The sequence below is a fragment of the Mesorhizobium sp. LNHC209A00 genome (assembly GCF_000502915.1).
Taxonomy (GTDB): domain Bacteria; phylum Pseudomonadota; class Alphaproteobacteria; order Rhizobiales; family Rhizobiaceae; genus Mesorhizobium.
This window is the reverse complement of sequence record NZ_AYWT01000012.1, coordinates 124673-134415: the sequence shown is the minus strand read 5'-3', so window position 1 is coordinate 134415 and position 9743 is coordinate 124673. Positions and strand designations below refer to the sequence as shown.

The 9743-nt window shown below is 62.5% G+C and carries 11 protein-coding genes; 6 read left to right on the top strand and 5 right to left on the bottom strand.

From position 1 onward, the window contains the following. The coding region (locus tag X739_RS142510) for a DUF423 domain-containing protein (RefSeq protein WP_023795596.1) at window positions 1–272 on the top strand (272 nt) is incomplete at its 5' end. A 15-nt stretch (window positions 273–287) separates the two neighbouring features. Here X739_RS142510 and X739_RS1000000170040 read toward each other — a convergent pair. Beyond that, window positions 288–437, bottom strand: coding sequence for a hypothetical protein (locus X739_RS1000000170040; RefSeq protein WP_023773287.1), 150 nt, complete (start codon window positions 435–437; stop codon window positions 288–290). A 58-nt stretch (window positions 438–495) separates the two neighbouring features. Continuing rightward, on the bottom strand, window positions 496–639 hold the full coding sequence (locus tag X739_RS1000000170035; protein WP_023773288.1) for a hypothetical protein: 144 nt from the start codon (window positions 637–639) through the stop codon (window positions 496–498). A 164-nt stretch (window positions 640–803) separates the two neighbouring features. On the opposite strand from X739_RS1000000170035, the gene X739_RS142515 reads away from it, so the two are divergent. After that, window positions 804–1880 (top strand): substrate-binding domain-containing protein, encoded by a 1077-nt coding sequence (locus X739_RS142515; protein WP_023773289.1) that lies wholly within the window; start codon window positions 804–806, stop codon window positions 1878–1880. Window positions 1881–1885: 5 nt separating this feature from the next. Here the strand turns inward: X739_RS142515 and X739_RS142520 are convergent, their stop codons facing one another. Then, window positions 1886–3082, bottom strand: coding sequence for an OpgC family protein (locus X739_RS142520; protein ID WP_023773290.1), 1197 nt, complete (start codon window positions 3080–3082; stop codon window positions 1886–1888). Window positions 3083–3283: 201 nt separating this feature from the next. Between X739_RS142520 and X739_RS142525 the strand changes: the two genes are divergently transcribed. Next, window positions 3284–3952 carry an alpha/beta hydrolase gene (locus X739_RS142525; protein WP_023795595.1) on the top strand — a complete coding sequence of 223 codons (669 nt, stop codon included), beginning with the start codon at window positions 3284–3286 and terminating at the stop codon, window positions 3950–3952. Between the two features lie 348 nt (window positions 3953–4300). On the opposite strand, the gene sthA is transcribed toward X739_RS142525, so the two are convergent. Beyond that, window positions 4301–5689, bottom strand: coding sequence for a Si-specific NAD(P)(+) transhydrogenase (sthA, locus tag X739_RS142530; RefSeq protein ID WP_023773293.1), 1389 nt, complete (start codon window positions 5687–5689; stop codon window positions 4301–4303). A 200-nt stretch (window positions 5690–5889) separates the two neighbouring features. On the opposite strand from sthA, the gene X739_RS142535 reads away from it, so the two are divergent. The 3 genes from X739_RS142535 to X739_RS142545 all read left to right on the top strand — a co-directional run bounded on the left by X739_RS142535 (window position 5890) and on the right by X739_RS142545 (window position 8287). Next, window positions 5890–6360 carry an RDD family protein gene (locus X739_RS142535; RefSeq protein WP_023795593.1) on the top strand — a complete coding sequence of 157 codons (471 nt, stop codon included), beginning with the start codon at window positions 5890–5892 and terminating at the stop codon, window positions 6358–6360. Between the two features lie 140 nt (window positions 6361–6500). Next, window positions 6501–7259, top strand: a complete 759-nt coding sequence (locus X739_RS142540; RefSeq protein ID WP_023795592.1) for an arginyltransferase — start codon at window positions 6501–6503, stop codon at window positions 7257–7259. Window positions 7260–7390: 131 nt separating this feature from the next. After that, complete coding sequence (locus X739_RS142545; protein WP_023795591.1) at window positions 7391–8287, top strand: DMT family transporter; 897 nt, start codon at window positions 7391–7393, stop codon at window positions 8285–8287. 9 nt (window positions 8288–8296) lie between these two features. Here X739_RS142545 and X739_RS142550 read toward each other — a convergent pair whose 3' ends face one another. After that, window positions 8297–9505, bottom strand: a complete 1209-nt coding sequence (locus X739_RS142550; RefSeq protein ID WP_023773297.1) for an AI-2E family transporter — start codon at window positions 9503–9505, stop codon at window positions 8297–8299. Window positions 9506–9743 lie beyond the last annotated feature (238 nt).

The window sequence follows — 9743 nt, the reverse complement described above, 5'->3', positions numbered from 1 at the left end:
ACCGCGGCGGCGCCCTCACCGGCACCGCCGCGTCGTTCCTGCTGATGCATGCGCCGGTCTTCCTCGCCATCGGCCTTATAGGCACAAACCGCTGGCTGCGCATCGCAAGCCTCGTTCTGCTCGCCGGACTGCTCCTCTTCGCGGGCGATCTTCTCGCCCGCGATTTCTGGGGCTCAAGGCTGTTTCCGATGTCGGCGCCGATCGGCGGCACCCTGCTCATCGCAGGCTGGCTGGCGATAGCGATCTCGGCCGTGGCACGTCCACGGCCCTGAAATGATTGCTTGAGGTCAGTCCCGGCGGCGTGCCGGGCGACCCCAAAGGGCACGGCCGTCAACAGCAGGTTTCAGCCGGCGTCGCGCTTCCGGTCGCTCGATGGCCGGTCCGATGCCCCAGTAGTTGCGGTAGATATCTTCGAACAGATGCTTGATGGGATGCATAGCTCATCCTCCTTGTCTTGAATCGATCCAATCGTCGGGCACGAAAAGAGCCGGTTGATCAGCTCCGCCTGCGCAGCACCAAGAAGCGAAGATCGCGAATCCATGGGCCCGTCTCACCACGATGCTTGGCCTTGTTGGTGGCTGACCCGATATTCCAGTCGTTGCGATAGATGTCGGCGAACAGGTAGTTAACGGGATGCACGGCGCTCCTCCCTCTTGGCTATTCAGCAGACCCAAGCCGCCACTTGGATCGATTCAAATATAAGATTGAAACCAGCGCAGGTCAAGCAAAAATTGAATCGATCCAACGAAAATACTAGATGCGGCGGAAGAACGTGCTACATGGATGTCAGGAGGCACGCACAAATGGCGTCACTCACCGCAGGCAATCGACGACCCGTACGGCTGGCCGACATCGCCAAGGCCGCCGGTGTTTCGCACGGCACCGCGTCCAATGTATTCAGCCGCCCCGAGATCGTGCGCGAGGAAGTCCGCGAACGGGTTCGCGCCGCGGCCGAGGCCATGGGTTATGGCGGGCCCGATCCAAAGGGCAGGCTGCTCCGGGCCGGCAAGGTCAACGCCATTGGCGTGGCGACCGCCGAGCCCCTCTCCTATTTCTTCGACGATCCGTTTGCGCGGGTCATGATGGCGGGCATCTCGCAAGCTTGCGATGCGACCGGAGCTGGCATTTCCCTGGTCTCGGCCGCCAATAACGAGCAGCTTGCCTGGAACATCCAGAGTGCGCTGGTCGACGGCTTCATCGTCTTTTGCATCGAAGGTGGCTCGCGCCTGGTGGAGTTGGCACGTGAGCGCAAGCTGCCCTTCGTCGCGCTCGACCTCGACTCCGAGGACGGCTCGGTCGCCGCGATCGGTGTCGACAATATCGCCGGCGCCGGCGTGGCGGCCCGCCATCTCACGGATCTCGGCCATCGCCGCTTCGCCGTCATGGCCCTGCCCTTCGCCGACAACAGGACGGGCCTTGTTTCGGCCGAACAGGTTCGGGCGGCGACCTATGCAGGGACGCGCGACCGCCTCACCGGGTATTTCCGGGAGCTTTCGCGGGTTGGCGTCGATATATCCAAAGTGCCTGTCTATGAGACCGCCAACGACGTGGCGAGCACGAAGGCGGGGCTCGAGATCATCTTCGCCTCCGACACGCCGCCCACCGCCATCCTGGCCATGTCGGACAGAATAGCCCTGGTGGCGCTCGATTGGCTGAGCGCACGCGGGCTGAGCGTGCCTGACGACGTTTCCATCGTCGGGTTCGACGGTGTTCCGGAAGCAGCGGTATCCGAGCCGCCATTGACCACGATCGCCCAGCCGATTGCCGAGATGGGCCGCCTTGCCGTCAGGGCGATCCTGGAAAGCAACGGGCCGGTCAGCCGGCATCAACTGCCGGTAGAACTGATCGTGCGAGCCTCGTCGGCTTCGCCACGCGACTGAACCGCCTACCGATTGGCTCTTGCCATGGCAGTCCCCAAAGGCGCACGAACCGGCGCGGGAACCGTTTGAGCCGTGCGGGCCTTGCCCGAACCGCCGATGGTCGACAGCCATTCGAGATAGAAGGCGAGCGCGAACTGCATGGCAATGCCGGCCGATATCAGCAGGCTGTCATAGACGAGCCCGCCCGGATTGATCAGCTTCACCACCTGCGCGACCATGGCTATCACCGTGCCGGCGATGAAGACCGGCAGCGATCTTTTGCCCAGTATGGCCAGCGGATGGTCGGGGCTGGTGCGGAACAGGTTTGACAGCGTCGGCAGGGCGACGACGAGGTAGCTGACCGCCAGGATGTGCAACAGCCGCGGCAACGACAGGAAGGTCTTGTCGAAGCCGCCGATCACCACCGGCAGGTTGAACCACGTTATCTGTCCCCAGAGCGGGCTATGCACCCACACCAGCGCGGCCAGCACATACACCGCCGCCGCGCCGACCAGCCAACGGTTGACCGGAATGACGCCGCCGCGCCTGACATGCAGCATGGCGGCAAGGCCGATGTTGAACAGGAACTGCCAGGACAGCGGGTTGAGGAACCAGAAACCCGGCTCCGGATAATTGGGCGGGGCGATCTCCCAAATTCCGGCAACCAGCCACAGCGTGCCGGACGCGACAAGCGCCGCGACGGGCCTGGAGCTGACGAACAGGACGAAGGCCGGCGCCATCAAAAGCAGCGCTGCATAGACCGGCAGGATGTTGTTATAGCCGAGCTGGTGGCCGAGCGTGACGATGCCGATCAGCACCTGCGGCGTGTTCTTCATCAAGGGCTCGATGTTGATGAGCGTCAGCAGTTCCGGCCGCCTGGCAAACACCGCCACGGCGCAGAACAGGGCCATCACCACCATTGTCGTGACGATATGGGCGACGTAGAGCACGCCCGCCCGCCGCCACATTTTCAAGGTCGCCAGAAGCCGGCCGCCAGGCCGGAACTTGGTGCCGTAGGCGAGCGCGACCGAAATGCCTGATATCAGCACGAACGCCTCGGCCGCATCCGAAAAACCGAAATTCTTGTACGTCAGCGTCTCGAAAGCGGTACCCGGCACATGGTCGACGAAGATGGTGAGCAGTGCCAGCGCGCGCAGTACATCGATACGCGTGTCGCGGACCAAGATGCGCAAATCGCGATCTGGCGAAACAGGGGTAGTCATCGACAAAAGGCCTCAAAGCTGGTTGTTCATGTCCAGCAATGCGACCCCCGACGCACCGCTTCGATTCCTCCCACAAGGAGTGTATCGGCGCAGAAACGGGCCGGAATGAGCCTGGTTCAATCAACTTTCGCGGAGCATGAAAATATTGCGTTTTGAAGCCGGCAAATTGAGTAAAGCCTTATATAATCAATGGGATGCATTATGACTGGCGCCAGTGGCGAAAATGGCCCTCTGATGCTGGATCTAACGTTTCCCTATCGGCTCCTCGGTGCCGGCAAAAACGGCCGTGCATGCCTGTTCCTGCTGCATGGATCGGGTGTCGACGAGACAAGCATGGTGCCGCTGGCGAGGCGCATCGCGCCCGATGCCGCCCTGATCGCGGTACGCGGCCGTATCCCCCAGGAAGACGGTTTTCGCTGGTTCGAGCGAATCACGCCGACGCGCTTCGACCAGCAAAGCATCCGTGTCGAAACCGCTGCCTTCGTGGAATTCGCAAGCGAAGTCGCCACCCGCCATGGGCTTGATCTCGCTCACGCGACATTCCTTGGCTATTCGAATGGCGCTAATCTGGTTTCGAGCCTGATGCTGCTCCATCCCGGCATTGTCCGAAGCGCGGCGCTGCTGAGGCCAATGCCGGTGCTCGACAAGGTGCCTTCAACGGACCTCATGGGCACACGGACGCTGATCATTGCCGGGGCGGAGGACGAGACCTACGGGCCTTTCGCGCCGCCCCTGGTGACATTGCTCAGCCGGCACGGTACCGAGATCGCCGCCCGGATCGTTCCATTAGGCCATGAAATCGGCGACCCGGACGCAGTGATCGTCGAGCGTTGGCTGGCGGAATCGGCGGCGGCGGCGCAGGGAGGCTGACCGCCTTTGCGGACCGCTCGCTGCCCAATCAGCGTTCGGCCACCATTCGAGCTTTTGCCCCGGCGATCAGCAGGGCAAGCCCGCTTTCAAACAGCGCCTCGTGTCCGCCGGCACTGTAGTGCACCAAGGCTTCGCGCAAAAGAGGATGATCATGCGCCGCCGCATCCAGTGCTTCGCCACGCCCCGGACCTGACGGATATTCGGCTTGCTCCTGACGCAGCCGACTGTGTAGCGGCCGACCGTCATCAGCAATTCCATGGCTGCCCGCCAGAAATTCCAGCAGCCGCTCGAAGTGGCAACAGAATGAAGGGGAGTGTACGGCTCCCCCGAACTTGCATCAGACAGTGCCTATCCCCGCCCCATCCTGTTCCAGGCGTCGAGGCCGGCGATCTTGTAGGCCTCGGCCAGGGTTGGATAGTTGAAGGTGTTGTTGACGAAGAAGTCGACCGTGCCGCCGAGATTGATCACCGCCTGGCCGATATGAATGAGTTCTGTGGCGCCCTCGCCGACTATGTGCGCGCCGAGCAGGCGCCGCGTCTCGATGGAGAACAACAGCTTCAGGAAGCCGGTGTCGACGCCCATGATGTGGCCGCGCGACGTCTCACGGAAGCGCGCGACGCCAACCTCATAGGCGCCGCCGCTTTGGCGCACCTGCTCCTCGGACTGGCCGACCGTCGAGATCTCCGGCACCGCATAGATGCCGTAGGGGAAGGTCTCCGGCGGTGGCGGAAGCGACACGCCAAAGGCATGGCATGCTGCTACCCTGCCCTGCTCCATCGAGGTGGAGGCGAGGCTCGGAAAGCCGATGACATCGCCGGCGGCATAAATATTCGGCACGCTGGTCTGAAACGTCCGCGGATCGACCTTGATGCGGCCCCGCGAGTCGGCTTCGATACCAATCAGGTCGAGGCCGAGGCTGCCGATATTGCCGGTGCGGCCGGCGGCGTAAAGCACGACCTCGGAGCGTATAGTGCGGCCATCGGCCAGTTCCACTTCGGCGGCATCCGGCTTGGAGCGGATTTCCTTGACCGCGCTGCCCAGTCTTATCGTCATGCCGCGGTCGCGCATCTGGTGGATGAAATCGTCGACGATCTCCCGGTCGACGAAATCGAGGATGGAGTTGCGCGGCTCGACCAGCGTCACCGGTACGTCGAGCGCGGAAAAGATCGTGGCGTATTCGACGCCGATCACCCCGGCGCCGATCACCGTCAGCGTGCGTGGCAGGCGGTCGAGTTCAAGCATTTCGTCGCTGTCGAAGACCCGGGTCTTGTCGAAGGGCACGTCGGCCGGCCGATGCGGCCTGGTGCCGACGGCGATCAGTGCATTGGCGAATCCGATTTCGCTGTAGTCGCCACTGTCCGACGTCAGGCTGACCTTGTTGGGGCCGAGAAATTTCACCGCCGCGCGCGCGCTTTTGACCTTGTTGCGCATGAACTGGTGCTGCAGCACCTCGACCTCGTGATCGAGCGTCTTGTGCAGACGCTCGATCAGGTCGCCGACGGAGATATCCTGCTTGACCCGATAGCCGCGTCCATAGAAGCCGCGCTCGCGCCAGCCGGAGAGATTGAGCACCGTTTCTCGCAACGTTTTCGAGGGGATGGTGCCGGTGTGCACCGAGACGCCGCCAAGACGCCGGCCCCGATCGACCACCAGCACCGATTTGCCGAGTTTGGCCGATTGCACGGCGGCGCGGCGGCCGGAAGGGCCGCTGCCGATGACCAGCATGTCGTAGTCCATATTGCCCCGTCCCCTCGGCGTCTTGTTGCGCCGCAGCAAACTAACGCCATCCGTGCTACAAATTCAACCGCTTCGGACCCTCACGCCGTCGTGTGCCGCTTGGCGCCGCGACCGGTCCGATCTTGATTCCACCATGAGCCTTCACCATTTCTGGTGCGGTGGGGCTCAGGCTAAGCAGGCCCCTGTTACCAGGAGATGACATGAACGCTTGCGTTTTCGACGGCGAAATCATCAACACCCGGCTCGACGATGCCAGGGCTTATGAAGGCGTGCGCACAAGGCGGATCCTGGCCTTCGTGCTCGACTATCTCATCGTCGGCCTGCTGACCATTCCGTTCGCCATCCTGGTGTTCTTCCTCGGGCTTTTGACCCTCGGCCTGGGCTGGATGCTGTTCGGCGTCCTGGTGCCGGCGGTCGCCATCCTCTACATCTGGAACACGTTGGGCAGCGCCGACCAGGCCACCACGGGTATGAAGATGATGGGCATCCGCCTTGACCGTCTCGACGGCACCCGCATCGACGGGCTGACCGCGGTGGTCCACTCAGTACTGTTTTGGGCCGGCAACGTCATCCTGTCGCCGCTGGTCCTGCTGGTGACCCTGTTCTCGGATCGCAAGCGCACGCTGCACGATCTTTTGCTCGGCACTGTCGTCAGCCGCACCGGCCGCTGATATCGCTCTCAAGCAGAGCCGCAGCCCCCCTTGAGCGCAAATGTGAAGGTGTTGAGTTGCCCGCACCTTCACAATCCTGTTGAATTTTTCGCCGCCGGAGCCAAAGGTAGAGAGATTCGAAGGAGTGTTTCCAAGGCTCGATGACGCAGCACCCGACCCAGTCGCCGCAGTTCTTCCTGACCGCGCCGTCGCCGTGCCCTTATCTCGATGGCCAATTCGAGCGCAAGGTGTTCACGCATCTGGTCGGCGACAAGGCCTCGGAGATGAATGACCTGCTCACGCAAGGCGGCTTCCGGCGCTCGCAGAACATCGCCTACAGGCCAGCCTGCGAGACCTGCCGCGCCTGTGTGTCGGTGCGTATCCTGGCCCATGAGTTTACCCCCAGCCGCAACATGAAGCGCGTGCTGCAGCACAATTCCGACCTCGTCGGCGCCATGCACAATGCCGAGCCCTCGACCGAACAGTATTCGTTGTTTCGCGGCTATCTCGATGCCCGCCACCGCCGCGGCGGCATGTCCGACATGACGGTGCTCGACTACGCCATGATGGTCGAGGATACCCATGTCGACACCAAGGTGATCGAATACCGGCGGCGCGGACCCGACACCTTCATCACCGGCAAAGGCCAGGGTGAACTCATCGCGGTGGCGCTCACCGACAAGATGGCCGATGGCCTGTCGATGGTCTATTCCTATTTCAATCCGGATTTCGAAAGCCGCTCGCTCGGCACGTTCATGATCCTCGACCATATCGCCCGTGCCAAGGCGATGGGGCTGCCCCATGTCTACCTTGGCTACTGGGTCAATGGTTCGCGCAAGATGAATTATAAGATGCGCTTCATGCCGCAGGAGCATCTCGGCCCAAAAGGCTGGGAGCGCTATACCAACGAAGCGGTCTGACGCCGAGTTTTCCCCCGATCCACGCTTAAACTGTTTCAAGGCAGGGGATGCTGGTCTTTCAGCCGCTCGGCTGGAGAGAGTGCGCGCTTGCGCCGATCGGCCGCCTGCAATGCAATTGCGAAAGTTCCTGCATGTCCTCTCACCATGATCACCAGAAGGGCCTTCTGATAACCGCCATCGGCGGACTGATACTGACCGTCGACATACCGTTGATCCGCCTTGCGGATGGCGGCGCGTGGACCATCCTTTTGCTGCGAACCGGAACCACCTTCATCGCCGCGATGATCATCTGGTCGGTCTGGCGCGCGCTGAGCCGGAATGTCCCGCCGCTTATCCCCGGCTGGTCTGGGCTGATCGTGGCGATATGCTATGGGCTGACCTCGATCACCTTCGTTACCGCGGTCTTCCACACCTCGACCGCCGACCTGGTGTTCATCCTAGCCTTCAACACCGTATTCGCCGCACTCTTGTCCTGGATATTCCTACGGGAAAGGCCGGGGGCGGTGACGATCGCGGCCATGCTGGTCATGATCCTCGGCGTGCTGGTCATCGTCGGCGGTTCGGTTGGCAGCGGCAAGCTGTTCGGTGATTTCATGGCACTGTGCTCGGCTTTCTTCATCGCGGTGGCCATCACCATCTCGCGAGCCAGCGGCAAGGATATGGGATTCACCTCGCTGATCGGCGTCCTTCTGCCGCTTGGGCTGGCAGCCTTCATGGTGAGCGGCGAAGGCTTTCACGTGAACGCGCCATGGTGGATCATCTTCAACGGCGCCGTCATCATGCCGATCTCGTTCTTCTGCCTCGCCGCTGGGCCGAAATACATTTCTGGACCGGAAGTGGCGATGTTCTACCTGCTCGAAACCGTGCTGGCGCCGATCTGGGTGTGGATGATCTTTGCCGAGACGCCGACCCGCAACAGCCTGATCGGCGGCGGCATCCTGATCGTCACGCTGGTCGCCCATTCGCTCTGGCAGTTGCATGATGGGCGCAAACGCTGCGGCGACCTCGCGGTGCACCATCCGGCTTAGAGGTCGAGATCAGGCGCTGGCTTTCTTGACCACGCTGGGCTCGGGCAAGACCTCGATTTGTGGACCGGCTTCGATTTCATTCGGCGGCACGATCTCGTCGGCCAGTTCCACCTCGCGCAGCCACTCGCGCCAGATCGCGACCAGCAGCGCCATCAGCACCGGGCCGATGAACAGGCCGAGAAACCCCATGGTCTTGACGCCGCCGATCAGGCCGAAAAAGGTCGGCAGGAAGGGCAGTTTTATCGGGCCGCCGACGAGCTTGGGGCGCAACGTCTTGTCGACGATGAACAACTCGACCGTTCCCCAGATGAACAGCGCCAGGCCGGCCATCGGCGAGCCGCTGGCGGCGAGATAGATCGAGACCAGTGTGAAGGACAATGGCGCACCGCCGGGGATGAGCGCCATCACGCCGGTCAGCGCGCCGAGCGTCACCGGCGACGGCACACCAGCCAGCCAGTACGCGATGCCCAGCACCAGTCCCTCCCCGATGGCGATTACAGTCATGCCGGTCACGGTCGAGGAAATGGTCGCCGGCACGACGCGCGAGATCCGCTCCCAGCGGGTGGGCAGAATGCGCTCGCCGAGGCGATCGATCTGGCCGGCGAAATTCTCGCCGTCGCGATAGGCGAAAAACAGGGCGATCATCATGAACAGCAGCGTTAGAAAGAGGCTGAAAGCGCTGCCGCCGGCGGCGAGCGCGCCTCGGTAAATGCTCCCTATATTGGCGCCGCTGACTAGCTGGATCAGTTCGCCGATCCCGCCGGGATGGCCGAGATTGGTCGTCCACTGCTCGTTCAGCCATTCACCCACCACAGGCAGGGTGGCGATCCAGTGCGGCGTCACCGCACCGTGGCGGTTGGTCTCTATCGCCCAGCCGACCCATTCGCGCACCTCGTTGATGGCATAGGTGCCAGCAAGCGCGATCGGTATGACCAGGAAGGCGAGGATGAACAGGATGGCAAATGTGGCGGCGATGGTTCGATTGCCGCCAACGCCGACCAGCAGTCGTCGGTAAAGCGGCCAGCTGGCAAAGGCGATGACGAGGGCAGCCAGCACCGGGAACAGGAAGCCGTGGAAGAAATAGACGCCGGCGGCAACGATCAGCACCAGCAGCCAGCGCGCCGCCGACAGCGGCGGTATGACGGCCGAACGGAGCGGTGTGGACAGCCCGAAGAGGCGCTGCTGCCGTTCCGGTTTCTGGATCTTTGCTTCCTTCAAACGCCCTGCTCTCCCCGGCTCATCCGGTCAGTTATGCACCGATATAGTGCAGCAATCGTGACGATAGTCCAAATGTGATGGTGGAGCTGCCAATCTCCCTCCTCGTGGGGAATGTCCGGCAGGACAGAGGGGGGCGCGACCTCTGATCTGATCTTAGGGACCGAGAATTGCGAGAGGCGTAGCTAGCTTGATGCGCCGGCGGGATAGCGCGCCCCTCTGGCCTGCCGGCCACCTTCCC